General features: G+C 39.7%; 12 protein-coding genes. 8 read left to right on the plus strand and 4 right to left on the minus strand.

The features are described from left to right. Positions 1–253 (plus strand): hypothetical protein (locus tag CL667_14765; protein ID MAL18957.1); only part of this gene is annotated, 253 nt, incomplete at its 5' end. Between the two features lie 103 nt (positions 254–356). On the opposite strand, the gene CL667_14770 is transcribed toward CL667_14765, so the two are convergent. The 3 genes from CL667_14770 to CL667_14780 are packed head-to-tail and all read right to left on the minus strand — an operon-like array spanning position 357 to position 1,835. Then, positions 357–1,307: a toxin HipA gene (locus CL667_14770; GenBank protein MAL18958.1), complete on the minus strand. Its 951-nt coding sequence runs from the start codon at positions 1,305–1,307 to the stop codon at positions 357–359. Next, complete coding sequence (locus CL667_14775; GenBank protein ID MAL18959.1) at positions 1,304–1,630, minus strand: phosphatidylinositol kinase; 327 nt, start codon at positions 1,628–1,630, stop codon at positions 1,304–1,306. Before CL667_14775 ends, CL667_14770 begins: the two co-directional genes overlap by 4 nt. After that, on the minus strand, positions 1,614–1,835 hold the full coding sequence (locus tag CL667_14780) for a transcriptional regulator (protein MAL18960.1): 222 nt from the start codon (positions 1,833–1,835) through the stop codon (positions 1,614–1,616). Before CL667_14780 ends, CL667_14775 begins: the two co-directional genes overlap by 17 nt. A gap of 268 nt (positions 1,836–2,103) precedes the next feature. Here CL667_14780 and CL667_14785 point away from each other — a divergent pair, with 268 nt between their 5' ends. The 6 genes from CL667_14785 (at position 2,104) to CL667_14810 (ending at position 13,443) form a co-directional block, all read left to right on the plus strand. Continuing rightward, positions 2,104–2,862 (plus strand): hypothetical protein, encoded by a 759-nt coding sequence (locus CL667_14785; GenBank protein MAL18961.1) that lies wholly within the window; start codon positions 2,104–2,106, stop codon positions 2,860–2,862. Positions 2,863–3,239: 377 nt separating this feature from the next. Continuing rightward, on the plus strand, positions 3,240–5,957 hold the full coding sequence (locus CL667_14790; protein ID MAL18962.1) for a hypothetical protein: 2,718 nt from the start codon (positions 3,240–3,242) through the stop codon (positions 5,955–5,957). A gap of 356 nt (positions 5,958–6,313) precedes the next feature. After that, complete coding sequence (locus tag CL667_14795; protein ID MAL18963.1) at positions 6,314–7,660, plus strand: Xaa-Pro aminopeptidase; 1,347 nt, start codon at positions 6,314–6,316, stop codon at positions 7,658–7,660. A 5-nt stretch (positions 7,661–7,665) separates the two neighbouring features. Beyond that, positions 7,666–8,124, plus strand: a complete 459-nt coding sequence (locus tag CL667_14800) for a GNAT family N-acetyltransferase (protein ID MAL18964.1) — start codon at positions 7,666–7,668, stop codon at positions 8,122–8,124. A 390-nt stretch (positions 8,125–8,514) separates the two neighbouring features. After that, positions 8,515–10,161, plus strand: a complete 1,647-nt coding sequence (locus CL667_14805) for an AMP-dependent synthetase (protein ID MAL18965.1) — start codon at positions 8,515–8,517, stop codon at positions 10,159–10,161. Positions 10,162–10,383: 222 nt separating this feature from the next. Then, on the plus strand, positions 10,384–13,443 hold the full coding sequence (locus CL667_14810) for a hypothetical protein (protein ID MAL18966.1): 3,060 nt from the start codon (positions 10,384–10,386) through the stop codon (positions 13,441–13,443). Between the two features lie 53 nt (positions 13,444–13,496). On the opposite strand, the gene CL667_14815 is transcribed toward CL667_14810, so the two are convergent. Continuing rightward, positions 13,497–13,931, minus strand: coding sequence for an esterase (locus CL667_14815; GenBank protein ID MAL18967.1), 435 nt, complete (start codon positions 13,929–13,931; stop codon positions 13,497–13,499). A gap of 114 nt (positions 13,932–14,045) precedes the next feature. Between CL667_14815 and CL667_14820 the strand changes: the two genes are divergently transcribed. After that, complete coding sequence (locus tag CL667_14820) at positions 14,046–15,833, plus strand: long-chain fatty acid--CoA ligase (protein MAL18968.1); 1,788 nt, start codon at positions 14,046–14,048, stop codon at positions 15,831–15,833. The last annotated feature ends 12 nt before the right edge of the window (positions 15,834–15,845 follow it).

Below are 15,845 nucleotides of genomic sequence, written 5' to 3' on the forward strand. Positions count from 1 at the left end.
TCGTGAAACGGTTGTTAAAGAGTTCGGTCAGTTTTTGCAGAATAACCAACTCAGTTCAAACCAGATTCAGTTCATTGAGCAGATGATTGAGTTTTACACGGAAAAAGGACACCTGGATGTTGCTAACCTATACGAACCACCGTTCGACTTTATTGATGAAGATGGCTTAGACGGTGTATTTGAAAACAATGCCAATGTCATTGATTTACTGGTTGAAAAAGTAAAAGGGCTAAACAAAATCAAAGTAAGTTAGAGCAAGGAATCCGAGGGTACAATTCCTGGACAGAAAATCTATGCTTCTTTGACTAAGCTCCTTAGAAGCTAAATTTCCAATCGATCGTCAGTCGAGTGATTAATCAATCGCTGGAGGCAATAACGTTCATCCTTTGCGATACTATTTGATGATATTCGTCTTTCATATCTTGGGAAAGAAAAGAGTGGTCGATTATCTGGTCATATAGCTCTTTTTGCTCTAACTGCTTCCCAATGATATTCTCTATTTGTTTTGAGTTCAGTCCTATGCTCTCACCAAATTTGATAAAGGTTGGCAAATTAAAATTGCTCTTCTTTCCTGCAATAGTGAGTGATAGTTCTTCTGGGTCCTTTGACTCCGGGATAACCAGTCGGGTTGATAAGAGATCATAGGCGGGGGCTAGTTTCCAGCTCAATTTTGGATCTTTGAACAAAGAAAAATTCTTCAAATGCATATCCCCATTTCCACAAAGAAAGCAGAATAAAACTAATTCATAAAAACGAGTTATATCGAAAAGAGGATTTGAGCTATGTTTTTTAATTACTTTGGCAATCTGCTCATGAGAGCCTTTATATTTGTCCTCGGTTAAACGAAGAGTTAGCTGGCACATGTCCTCCATTGCAAATTTGTTTCCCTTTGCGTCTCGGTCAATTCTTTTAGTGATGTAAGCTTTTTCTCCAGAGGATAAATGAATAAGTCCAAATGGCACGGTTTCTATGCCCGCTGCTTGCGCCATGAGCATCGTACAGTGTTCATTTTCTGGGAGCTCATCCCATGTACTAGATGGTGGTTTAAGGATATATCTTCCCCAAAGCCCAACAATGGTAAGTTTGTCCGCCTCTTTAGTTTTATGATTTATTTCCAACGAAAGCTTTGATTGTACTCCAGGAACCGTAACCCGGTTTGTTACGGACTTTTTTGCTAACTCGTTTAGCTCATTCAGGCTTGCCTCAAGTATTGGTGCTTTCTTTGAATCAAATAACGTTTCCAGGCATTTGTCATGATACATTTCATCTTGAGCAACTTCCTGGGCACAAATCATACATCTGTTCATGATTCCCTCACACTGATATTGCCAATAGTATCCTTACAACTAACCAGAAGAAGCCCCATCCGATCTTTAGGGTTTACCTTCCAAGTTTCTTCTACCACTTCTAGTAACCATCCCTCCGGAATTATTCCATCAAAGAATGGAAAAAGGATGTTTGATTCATAGGGCTCCTCTTGGAGGGGGAGAGTAAGGCTCACTGGTTCTATATTAGAACCAGCCAAATAGTCTGCCTCATAAGTAAAGCGGTATCCTGTATCAGTTTCTTCCAGCAGTCCGGCTTTTGTTTCGTAAATATATATATCTGCTTTTCTATAGCTCATTACGATCCTCAATTGGTATCGGTCCCATAGTGTGACCAAATAGTAACAGGACTTGATTCACTTTGTCTAGCTGTAGGCTTTCTTTACCTTGCTCCAGATCCCGGACAAAGCGGAGTCCAACCCCGGCTCGTTCAGCAAGTTGCTCTTGTGTGAGGCCCAGCTGCGTACGGCGAGTTTTAACAAAGGCTATAAGTATTTTGTTTGGATTCATTGTATACCTGTACGGGTATAAATTTTATTGATTCGCCTATATTATACCTGTTCGGGTATAAATATGCAATAATTGATTGTTTTATATCCGTACGGGTATAGCAGAGTTACTCAGAAAGGAATTACTTGGTTTAGAGTTATTTTGGTATACTAAATTAATGCGAGTTTAATTTATATACTTTAAGTCAAGTAATAGTTGACAATCCTCACATTATCTAAACCAATAAGTTTGTTTTGTAGCAATTAAGTAAAGTATTACTTTACTAATAATGAATAAAATAAACTACATATTGCAAAATTGGCCTTCATGTACGGTTATAACCACGGAGTGGCTGGAGGAAAGGGGGGTTTCTCGTCAGTTGGCAGACTCATATAAAAAAAGTGGATGGCTGGAAAGCTTTGGGGTAGGGGCTTATAAGAGACCAAAAGAGGATGTGAAATGGGTTGGGGCACTTTACACTCTTCAAAAACTGGATAAATATACCATACACGTTGGTGGTAAGACAGCATTAGAGGAGCATGGGCTTAGTCATTACATCCGGAAAAGTAGTAGTAAGATTATTGTATTATGGAAGAGACCATCAGAAAGGCTACCAAAATGGTTTATGAATCAAGTGTGGGATGATCATATAGAAGTTAGATCAGCTAACCTTTTTGCCCAATCAGGAGCTCATTCGGAGAAAATAATCAATGGAATAGAAGTGAATGTGTCTTCTCCAGAACAAGCTTTTATGGAATACCTTTATGATGTGCCAAAGCATGAGAGCTGGGATGAGATGAATTACCTGTCAGAAGGGCTGGTCTCTTTAAGGCCTGCGGTTGTTCAGTCATTGCTGGAAAGCTGTAACTCAATAAAGGTAAAACGGCTATTTTTGTACCTGGCTGAAAGGCATAATCACACTTGGTTTAAAAGGATAGATGTATCAAAAATAGAACTTGGAAGTGGTAAACGGCAAATCATGAAAGGTGGGAAACTGGATAAGAAATATCAGATAACAGTTCAAGAATTGGAAAGAGAGGATCGATGAGGTGCAGCACGAACTCCCAAAAATTATTGGTAAAGGTTTAACGAAAAATGAAAAAGAATTTCTTCTCTCGTTTAAGAGTAGTAATCCGGATTGGGGCCTGATTGATATTTCACATTTGAAAGAACTTCCGGGTGTAAAGTGGAAGCTACAGAACATTTAATAAATGGATAAAAAGAAACATACAGAAGCGTATAAAAAGCTAGAAAATTACTTGGTTAAATAACCACGATTTAGTGTCGATAGGAATCAATTAATACTATTCACCATACTTAATTGAAAAACCTTGACTGTGTACTGAGTCCAGTGACACGTATGTTCTTGATTTTAAGAGTTAAGTTATTAATTTGAAGCAATTGTGAATTAATAATAGTGGTGATATGAAAGCTTGGTTTTTTGGGGTATTAATTTCAATTCTAGGTTATAGCTATAGTGCTTTGGCTCAGCAAACTATTACTGTTCCAGATGACTATTCGACCATTGATTCAGCACTTACACTTTCTGATCCAGGAGCTATTATAAGAGTAAACCCTGGAATTTATTATACAAATCCAGCAGCTGGCGATGCAACAACGCTTGTAATTGATGGTGGTAGAAAACTACAATCTAGGTTCTCAGCTAATGGTGACACTTCCTATATAAGACAAACAATTTTAGATGGAAACAAGAATGGGACCGTCATAAGATTAACGGATGGAGAGATTGAGGGGTTTACCATTCAAAATGGTTATGTAAAAGGGGAGGATTTTGTAGGCGGTATAAGAGTTGATGCGAATTCTGACCATGAAACACCGAATTTGGTTTCACACTGCATAGTCAAAGATAACTATGGGGTTAAAGGTGGTGGCGTTAGGATAAAAGGGCCAGACCGTTTTGATACTGCAACGATCCAGAATACAATAATCATCAATAACTATTCTGAGGAAGGTGGGGGTGGTGTTCGATCAGATGGAATTGAATTTAATATGCACAATAGTATCATTTATAACAACGTATCTGAACAGTGGGGTGGTGGGCTAAATATTGGTGGAGGTGTACAACATTATATAACGCATTCACTGATTTATAAGAACAAAGGAAAAACTGGCGTTGGTGGTGGTGGCATCAATATTTATGGGCGCTCCTACCCAATGTTTGTAAATTCAATTATATGGGGAAACGAGCACCCCTCAGGTGTTGGAGAGCAAATATATGTCTTTGAGGGTGGAGGAAGTTTGATTAATTCTATTGTTCAGAATCTGGGAATAAAAAGCAATGAAGTTCCATTTATTGAAGAATCGATTGATCTAGATCCTAAAATTATTTATTCAAACGGTAGATTTTACTTGCATACATCAAGTCCTGCCATTGGCGCGGCGAACATTTATGATCAACAAGAAATAGATATTTATGGAGGGCAAAGACCATATCCTTCAAACTCTACTGGTGATATTGGACCTTTTGAACATTGGCTCTCTTCCCCAAAAGTTTTTGAAGAAGAAACCAGTGAAACGAAAATCATTATTTCCATTGATGCAGATAGTCTTAAAGATGGAAGATTAAATTTCGATTTTGTTGGGTGGTCTGTAAATGGAGAGCTTAAATCCACATCTTCGGTTGCTGAATTAGAGTTTGAGCAAGGCACTAACGATCTTGAAATGATATATACGATTGATGACTCATCTGAGAGAACTACAGAATATCATGTGAGTGTATTTGAAAAAAACCGACAATTTGCGGATACCTTATTTACAAATAGTGGAGTAACAACTCTTGGCTCAGATTTGACTTACTTACCACTAGCTGATGGTAAAATGCAGATCTTGGACAATAACTTTGAGGACCAGTTCGACTTATTAGTTGACGGTGAAGTTAGAAGTGTAAGCTCCGTGTCTCAGGACTCAACGGTCTATATATCCTCAACAAGCCGTGTTGTCTATAGTTTTGACAAGTTTGGAATACCAGTTTGGGACTCACCATTGGGCGGTGAGCTTCAAGCAACACCCACGATAGATAATAAAAGAAATCTACTCTATGTTGGAGTTAGCAATAGCAATTTATTCGCAGTAGATCGTACTACTGGTTCAGTAGTTTGGAATGACAGATTGGATGCACCGATCAATCAGCCAGGTATTATAATTGAAAGTGATTACCTATATGTCACTGATGAGGAAGGGAAAGCTTATTATTACGATTTAGACGCGCAAGTAACTGGTCAACAACTTAATCCCATATCTACATATACAACGGGTGATAGCATAGGAACTTCCGCTGCAGTTGATAATAGTAATAACATTTATCTAGCTACAAAAAAAGGTAATCTTACCAAGTTTCGTATTACCGATAGTTTAGAACTTGATGTTGCTTGGAGTATTAATGTAAGTAGTAGCTTTAATGTTTCACCCGTTATAGCTCATGATGGTGCTGTTCTTCTTGGAGGTACTGATTCTACCCTATATGCTATGGTAGGTACTACTGGTGCTACTAAATGGGAGTTTAAAACTCAAGGTGCTATTACTTCTACACCGACAATTAATGATTATGGTGTAGTTTATGTAGGCGACGAGACGGGCACTATTTATGCAATTAGTGACTCAGGAGATTTGCTTTGGGAGTTTAATACTTCGTCAGCGATAGGTAATGCTACGGCTTATATAAATGGGAGAATTACTTTTACTAACGAAGATGGAGAATTATATAAAATTTATGACGGATGGAGGTTTGATGGGACTCAGGGGAAGAGAAAATTCAATTTAAAAATACCACAATGGAGAACATATCAAGGTAATTTTCAAAGGAGTGGAAATGCTAATGATGAAGTTACTACTTCAAAAGAAAACGTGGATCTTGCTCCAGAATCTTTTCAGTTGCTACAAAACTATCCAAACCCCTTTAATCCAAGTACTCAAATCCGATATAGTCTCCCTAATGCAACAGAGGTGAAACTTTCTGTATACAACATGCTTGGGCAAAGTGTAGCTACCTTGGTTGATGGAAGACAAAATTCGGGTTGGCACACTGCTTTTTTTGATGCTTCTGGATTATCAAGTGGATTATACATCTATCGATTACAGGCTGGAGGGTTTATGAGCACCAAGAAATTGATGTTGATCAAATAAACCGTATAACATTTTTGTAATTGACGTCTACATTTTATTAAATCAGAATTAATAGGGCTAACAGTTTTGACAATTTTAGAAGACTAACTACGGCTCAAATTTTCTAAATAATTGTATATATGAAAGCCGTTCACCAGTGGAAGTATTAGTGGGTACAATGGTTGGTACAAGGGCATTAAAAATGCGCTTTAAGCGTATTTATAGTTAATAAATAACTTCACTCATAATCGATTGGTCGCAGGTTCAAGTCCTGCCGGGCCCACTTTTCTTCTTCCTTTCTAGCGGTTTGCCACTATACACCTTGCACCTCTGTCTATTCCTCTCCATATTCTCGCAAATCACAACAAATGAATTCCATGAAACAGCTTCTGACTTTCCTAGCCCTGCTTATTATCTCCGTGTCTTTACAGGCTCAATCCTACCCGCATATTCTGCCAATGAAAGAGCGAGCTGCCGTGATTGATAATCTTCTGGAGGATAAAATCCAGACTTTATTACCCGAGATGATGAGGGAGACTAATATCGATATGTGGGTTGTAGTTTCAAGGGAATACAATGAAGATCCTGTTATCGAGACGATGCTTCCGGCTACATGGTTAGCTGCCCGGCGCCGTACTATTTTGGTAATGTATGACAGGGGAGAAGGTGAAGGAGTAGAAACACTGGCTGTTGCCCGGTATGATGTTGGGGAGACTTTCAAAAGAGCATGGGATAAAGAACGTCAGCCTGATCAATGGGAAAGGCTCAAAGAGATTGTTGAAGAACGAGATCCTGAACGTATTGGAATAAATGTCTCAGAAATATGGGGACATGCCGATGGCATGGTGGTAACTGATCATAATGAAATGAAGGCAGCACTTGGTAAAAAGTACACTGATCGTTTGGTTTCTGCTGAGAAATTAGCAGTGAAATGGCTTGAGACCCGGACGGCAAAAGAGATGCAGATATATCCGCAAATCGTCCGTATAGCTCATGAAATCATTGCTGAAGGATTTTCTGATGCAGTAATTCAACCCGGGATAACTACAACAGAAGATGTGGTTTGGTGGTACAGAGAAAAAATCAGAGAACTTAAACTGAATACTTGGTTTCACCCCAGCGTATCTATTCAAAGGGCTGACCCAGAGTCATTTGATCACCTTCGCACTTTTGATAGCCGTCCGGGAGAAAATACAATCATGCCCGGAGATTTACTTCATGTTGATTTTGGCATCACATACTTGCGCCTGAATACAGACACTCAGCAACACGCTTATATACTTCGTCCTGAAGAAACTGAGGTGCCGGGGTATCTGGTCAAAGCTTTCGAAAATGGAAATCGCCTCCAGGATATTTTCACCAATAATTTTAAAGAAGGCAGAACTGGAAACGAAGTTTTAGCGATGTCTTTAAAGCAGGCCAAAGATGAAGGACTTACCCCAAGTATTTACACCCACCCGATTGGATATCATGGTCATGCTGCAGGAACAACCCTTGGGATGTGGGATTCTCAGGGAGGAGTTCCCGGCGACGGCGACTATTCGCTTCATTTAAATACCGCATATTCTATAGAATTAAATGCAGCAACGTATATCGAACAATGGGGCAAAGAAATCCGCATTATGCTCGAGGAGGATGCCTTTTTTGATGAAAGTGGCGTGTGGTATATCGATGGTCGTCAGCGTGAAATTATGACAATTCCCAGAATTCCTGCGAAGCAATAGTAAGAATGAAAATTCGACGAGCTAATAAGAATGATCTTGATGACGTTTTGAAATTGTTCAGTGAAACAATTCTGAATAGTAACAAAGCTGATTATTCTGACTTACAATTGGCTGCGTGGAGTTCAAGCATCGATGATAGGGAGCGGTGGCTCAAAAAAGTAGAAGATCAATACTTTCTTCTTGCGGAAATTGATGGAAAGGTCACGGGGTTTGCTTCAATTAATAAAGGATATCTTGATACAATGTTTGTTCATCATAAGTATCAGGGAAAGGGTATTGCAAAAAGTCTTTTAGAAGAATTGGAATCATATGCTCAGCAAAGTGGAGAGAGCCAAATAATTACTGAATCCAGTATTACAGCTTGTTCATTTTTTAGTAAACACGGCTTCAATGTTCTCAAAGAACAGACTGTAATTAGGAATGGAGTTGAGATAACAAATATCCGAATGGTTAAAGACTTATAGGAATAAGTAAGGTGTTTGCCTTTTTATTTTGCATCCGGTACCATCTAAAAAGTGTAGTACAATGGAGTTCCTTATTACCCTGCCAAGCAGTAATAGAAGAACTCAGGATAAAGGACTCAGAATTCTGAACAGAACGATCCTGACTCCTGAATTCTGAGTCCTGTATCCTTTAATACAACTAAAATCTTGCAGTTTAAGCCTGTTTGATTTTATACTTTCAAAATAAATGTTATTGCTATGAAACAAGTCATATCAAATAAAACAATTCTAAGATTATTTGTGGTTGGGATGGTTATTGGGATCACTGCGATGTATATCTATCTAACTTGATTAAGCGCTTCTTGTCTTTCTCCCACTCATCTGCTACCATCACAAAAATGTTGGAGTAATATGAAATTCAATACTTTAGAAGATAAAATAGCTCATGCCCGAAGTCTGGAAAATCCGCCGGAACCCTTGAGAGAGGATTTTTTCAGTCTGCTTAAAAAGGGTATTGGAAGTGACAAGACCTATCTTACCTATCGGGATTCAGAGCAAAATAGAACGGAAGTTTCATATCGGCAATTTTATGAGTGCGTCATAAATACTGCTCGTTTTTATCAATCACGGGGTTTAGAAGCCGGTGATAAGGTTGCCACCATTTCTCACAATCACTGGCATACAGTGGTTCAATATTTTGCAGCCTGGTTCTGTGGGTTGGTAGTAGTTCCGGTCAATCTTGGGGAAGATGATAATCGCATAGCTTACATCCTGAAGAATGCGGAAGTAAAGCTGGCTCTAGTTCGGGATGAATATTCTGATCGCATTCAAAAGATCATAAAGAAAGAAAACCTGCTTTCTGAATTGGAGGTCATCGTTTGTGATGATTCTGTAGAGTCATTTTCCAAAAAGAATGGAGAATTGAAAGAAGTACAAGTTGGTACTGAGTCTGAAGCATTGATAGTATTTACATCCGGTACTACAGGGAATCCAAAAGGTGTTGTTTTGACTCAGCGTAATCTTCTTGAAGATGCTCGAACCATTAGTCAATGGCACAACATTGATGGTCAAACAAAAATGATGTGTATTTTACCCATTCACCACGTAAACGGTACGGTGGTGACGATGATTACTCCTTTTTTTGTAGGAGGATCTACCGTTTTAAATCAGAAATTCAGCCCGGGACATTTCTTTCAGATTATTGAAGAAGAGCAAGTTCATGTGGTAAGCGTGGTGCCAACACTGCTTCAATATCTTACTAGTTATTATGAAGGAAAAGAGGTGCCGGAAAATAATCAGTTCCGTCATATCATTTGCGGAGCTGGTCCACTTACGGTAAAGGTAGCTCAAAACTTTGAGGAGAAATTCGACATTCCCATTATTCACGGGTACGGACTTTCAGAAACGACCTGTTACTCATGCTTCATCCCGGCCGATCAGCCCAAAGAAGAACATAAAAAATGGATGCGGGATTTTGGTTACCCGAGTATAGGAATTCCAGTCCCTGCCAACGAAATGGATATTCAGGATGAGCAGGGCAACTCCGTTCCGGAAGGCGAACGCGGAGAAATTGTGATTCGTGGGGTAAATGTGATGAAGGGATACTTTAATAACCGGGAGGCCAATGAATCAGCTTTTAAGAATGGCTGGTTTCGCAGTGGAGATGAAGGATTTATCAAAAAAGACGAAAAGGGCAATCCCTACTATTTCATCACGGGCCGGTTGAAAGAGTTGATCATTCGAGGCGGCATTAATCTGGCACCGCTGGAAATTGATGAAGTCATAAACAAAGCTCCTGGTGTAAAAGCGGGCATTGCGGTGGGTTTTGAAAATGATTGGTATGGAGAGGAAGTCGGGGCTTATGTAGAGCTCAAAGAAGGAGCGGAGCAAAACGAAGCAGTTATTTTAGATTACTGCCGGGAACACCTGCCGTTTTTAAAGTCACCCAAGGTAGTGGTATTCGGCGAAGAGCTACCGGTCACTTCAACAGGAAAATACCAGCGCTTAAAAGTGGCTCATTTGTTTGAAGAGTGGAGTAATGTGCAGTTTAGGGAATAGGCAAATCGTCCAGTCTCTAGTTTCGCTGCTCCTGCTGCGGAATGCATTTCATGAAGCTCCAGCATCATAAGAAGTAAGTAAGAACTTTCAGAAAGTTGTTACGAAGGAGGGTCTAAGTAATGAGTGCATAAGGGGTTGAGATTCCAGGCGGGTTGTGTAGTTCCCCATTTTTATTTATTTAGAATGGTGTAGGTACAATATTAATAAACGAAACGGGGTATTATGAAATGCTTAAGCTATAGCTTATCTCTAATTATTATGAGCAGTTTTCTTTTTCCAGGAATACATGCTCAGCAGATAGAAACAAAAGAAAAAGCAAACGGGGCGGTCGAAATTGTTTTTGACGACGTCCGTAATTCATCTCAGCATAACATACTGTTCAGAAGTAAATCAATGGATGTAGATGACTACTGGACGGTAGACCCAACTATGAAGTGGGGACATACACAACCATGGTCCAACCCACAGATAAACTTCGTTCCTTCGGGTGTTTTTGAAGCAGTTGGCGATTTAGATGGTGATGGAACTACTGATTTTATAAATACTTATCAGGCATGGGACGAAAGAACTGAAGATCTCTCTGACCGAGTGATGAAAACACTTGTTTTTATGGGTTCAGGAGATCTTACAAATCCAGACCATATTATATACGACGCGCTATTTCCAATAGGAGACATAGCAGGAGCAGGTCAATCTCAATTAGCAAGTCAAAATGATGATGGTATTAATTTATACCAATTTTCGAGCGGCAGCTTTAACACAACGTCAATAGAAATACCAGAATTGGAAAGCCTGGATATCCCACTTTCTAACTTTACGATCATACGTGATGATATTGATGGTAATTCAACGGAAGATATAATTGTAAATGTCGGTACTACCGTCCATATCGGTTTGATTGATACAGAAATCGAGAACTCAACAGTTCTCAGTTTTGATCTTGCACCAGAAATTGAGTTACAATTCTTTAGTGTTCGAGAGCTTAATTATGTGAATTGGGATGGAGTTCCTTATTTATTAACAAAGGGAACTAATTTGATACAAGGAACAGGCGGCACTAACTATCAACAAGCCCTGTTGGTATTTGAGCTAGATATTACCAACGAGACGGTCACACTTGTTCAAAGCAGTGATTTTGCCTACAGCTTTAGCTCAAATATGTTTTTGGCTGAAGACAGTAACGGTTTCCCAAATATTTTAGTAACCGGTACAGAGTTTGATACCGATACCACGGGTGGGGATTTTATGAAGTTATATACAATGTCGGGTGATACCTCCTTATATGTTGAAACACCAGTTGATTTAGGCGCTATGGATGGATTTCCTATTGGTGATTTAAATGGTAATGGATGGTCTGATTTTGTAGTTAATTCTAATGATGAGTACAGTTTTGCCACCTTAAACCCGGCTGATACGACGCTTACCATTGAGGGAGTCCTAGGAGGGCCTGGAGGGGAAGATGTAGGGCTTTCCTTTGATATACGTTTTACAAATCAAGGTGACCTTAATGATGATGGGTTTGATGATCTTCAATATTATGGCACTAATAGTACATCATTTGGTCAGCTTCGAATTGAAGGTGTTGCTTCTGGTGGTACCGTGGATTATGCTAATCCAACCGAACACCTCTTTGATAGAGCAGATTATAGAATTACTGGAATTGAAGGGACCTATACTTTTGGTGATATCTCCGGAAATGGACTTGACGACTATGGGCTCATTGTCTCGGATGGTTTAACTGGTAGAATGGACATTTATGAAGGCGGAAGTGATGGCACAACACCAACAGGTACTATTGAGTTAGATGGATTTGTTCAATTTGTTACTTCCGGGGATTTCAATACTGATGGCCGGGAAGATATATTGATGCTTATACAAATAGATGCAGGTACAGATGAAGAACCGATGACATCCAATGAGCTACATTTTTATGAACTGGGAGCTGAGGATCCATATCACGTTATAAAAAGTGAAGATTACCAACCGGGATTGGATAACTACAATAACTTTATTGGTACTATTGCCAATGCAGGTGATATAAACAATGACGGGTTGGACGATATACTTGTAAGTGGAGCAAGCCAGGGCGTAACTCCAATTGGAGTTTATTTTGGTGGTTCATCAATTTCATTAAACCCGGATGACGAAATCTCATTTCCAGAAGACGATGGTACTCAGTATGGATGGGGAATAGGAGGGGTTCTACAGGGAGAGTTTGATTTAAATGGAGATGGTATTGATGATTTTATCATCGGAAACTCTCAGGAAATAAATATGGAAAATGATGTGCCCGAAGGTGCAACTTATACTCATGGAGGGGCTGTACATGTATTCTACGGGCAGGATGGAACTCCGGATTTCAGCGGGGGAAGTGATATTCGGTTGATTGCCGATACAACAGCATATGCAGAAAATATTTGGTATTGGGTTTTTGCCTTTAATGAAATAGCAGATGGTGACTTTAATGGTGATGGTTATACAGACTTGGCCATTAAACCTTTCAGGCACCAGGATCAGTCTGATATCAATCAAGGTAGGGCAGGTATCCATATTTTCCATGGGGGAGAAGAGTTTGACGGGCAGGCAGATCAATTTCTTCCATTATTAAAGGAAATTCACCAACCGGTAAACGTTGGAGTTGGAAATGATACAACGGCCTTTTCAGGAAGAGCAGAAATGGCAGCAGTTCCTGATATTAATGGAGATGGTGCAGATGAGTTACTATATATGGGGAATTCTGGAACAAGAAACGGCTCTCTGTTTTTTGGAGGTGATACTTTATCAAGCACACCTGATGCGGTATTGAAAGCTCCAAACCAAAGCTTGGGCTTTAATACGAATGGCAATTTTATTAACCGTCAGTATCGGATGTCTATCGGGGAGATGACTGCTGAGGGAGTAACTTCCGTATTAGTTTGGCAACAGGCAGACTGGAACTTTAGAGACACTCCTGCTTATATGTATGAGCTTTCTCAAATGGCAGTTTCAAATGAGGAAAGAGTAGCTTCAAGTATTCCAAAAACCTTCAGCCTTGAACAAAACTACCCGAATCCATTCAACCCAACCACCAATATTCAGTTTACGATTCCTCAAGCATCGGACGTTAAACTGACAGTCTATAACATACTTGGGCAGCAGGTGATGACGGTGGTAAATGAGTTTAGGCAAGCAGGCACTCATACAGCTATAGTTGATGCTCAAAACCTTTCAAGTGGTATGTATATTTATCGTTTGGATGCAGGTTCAGTACAGCTAAACCGAAAGATGATGCTGATTAAATAAGATTCAATTACTAAACCTTCTAAACCCGGATTCAGAAAGTGAATTCGGGTTTTTTATTTGGGCCTATTAATAACAGCCAGCGTACAACGCGAAGTACAAACCAGCTTATCATGCTCGTCGCGAAGCTCACATTTCCAGACCTGAATTTTTCTCCCAACATTAACCGGCTTTGCTGTTCCGGTAACTTTCCCGCCCATTTTTACTGCACGTATATGATTGGCATTAATCTCAACCCCAACAACGGTTTGATCTAATCCCTTTAAGTGAAACCACCCGCCTACTGAGCACAAGGTTTCGGCCAAAGCAACAGAAGCTCCGCCATGCAACACCCCGAAAGGCTGCACAGAATTCTCATTAACCGGCATAGTGGCAATCATTTTTTCTTTACTCACATGTTGGATTTCAATCCCTAAGGCATGACCCATGTGCTTGTGAGCAAAGTTGAAGTAGATTTCAGCTTTCTTTTTTAAATCTTCTTCAATAAACATAAAATTTGGATTTGATTAACAGTGTTAAGTTATTAAAATAAAGCGTGGAACCGCTTTCAAATGTATAGTGAAAGTGTATATTAGAAATACACGCAAACATGATAGGGAAATATTATGAAATACGAACCAACAACCATTTTGTCCATTGTAGCTGAAGGTGCTGCAAAAAACCAAACGGGAATTTACTCTGCCGTAAAAAGAAATGGGGAATGGATAGAAACAAGTATTGAAGATTTTAACCAAATGGTGAATGATCTCGCCATGGGTTTGTATGAGCTTGGCGTGCGAAAAGGAGATAAAGTCTCGCTTCACGCAGAGAATAGCACCGAGTGGCTGGTGATTGATCAGGCCGTGCTATCTTTGGGTGCAGTGGTGGTACCCATTTATTCTACCCAGCCGGGAGAACAGATTAAGTATATCCTTGAGAACTCTGGAACTAAGGTTCATTTTGTGTCTAATGATGAGGTGTTTGCTGAAACAAAACCTCTGATCAAAGAAATAAAAAGTGTAGAAGCAATTATTTCTATTCTTGGTTCAGGTCATAAAAAGCTGAAGACATTTGAGTCCGTGTTGGAAATGGGGCATAAGAGATCAGAAGAAGAACCCAACCTTTTTGAAAAGCTTAGAAATGAAGTTGAGCCGGATGACTTAGCTACGCTGATTTATACCTCGGGGACAACAGGTGTCCCTAAAGGAGTTATGTTAACTCACAATAATATTGCAGGGAATGCATTGGCTTCACACGAAATATTCCCATTCGATACCCAAGCACACGATGATCCTAAAGTAATTTCCTATCTGCCGCTGGCTCATATGTTTGAACGAACTGCTTCATACATCTACGCCTACATGGGTGTGCCACCCTATTATATTGATGAAGTGGAAGAAATAAAGGATGATTTTGCTGCCGTTAAGCCTATTTATATGGTTACGGTACCTCGCTTGCTTGAAAAAATTGTAACGGGGATCAAAGTGAAAGGTCAGGAAATGAGTGGCCTTAAGAAACAACTTTACTATTGGTCGGTGAATTTAGCTGAGGAGTACGACCCTGAAAACCCACCGGCGACTTGGAAGTATAAGATTGCAGACAAGCTGGTTTACAGTAAAATTCGAGAGCTGTTTGGTGGTAATATGATAGGGTTTAATGTCGGTGGAGCAGCACTGTCTCCAAATATCGCCCGCTTTATAAACGGAATAGGCATTTATTGTGGTCTTGGATATGGGCTTACTGAAACTTCACCTGTACTTACCGGACCTCCAAAAGGAGAGCTTAGAATAGGATCTTCAGGAAAACCGCTGGTGGATGTTGAAATTAAGATTGCTGAAGATGGTGAAATTCTGGCAAGAGGGCCTAATATTATGGTCGGGTACTATCAGATGCCGGAAAAAACGGAAGAGGCTATTGATGAAGATGGCTGGTTTTACACCGGAGATATCGGTCACCTTGATGAGGATGGCTGGCTATTTGTGACCGATCGAAAGAAATCACTATTCAAGCTTTCAACAGGTAAGTATGTTGCTCCTCAGCCCATAGAAAATGCGTTAGTTAATAGTGGCTTTATTGAACAAGCCGTGGTTGTGGGAAGTGAACATAAGTTTTGCGGAGCGCTAATAGTCCCTAACTGGGAAAACATGAAAAAACGTTTTAAGACTACAAATCATGAATTTCCTGAGGACAACTTAACCACGAATAAATATGTCCTGAGTCGCATTCAAAAGGAGATAGATAAAGTAAACAAAGACCTTTCAAAATGGGAAAAGGTAAAGAAATTCAAGCTCTTGGAAGATCAGTTTACTATTGAAAATGGAGAGATCACTCCTACGCTTAAAGTTAAGCGAAGCGTGATCAATAAAAAGTACAAAGAAGATATCGACAGTATTTACGCAGAAGAAGAATCTTAGAAATCATACATA

The sequence above is a fragment of the Balneola sp. genome (assembly GCA_002694685.1).
GTDB lineage: Bacteria > Bacteroidota > Rhodothermia > Balneolales > Balneolaceae > Gracilimonas.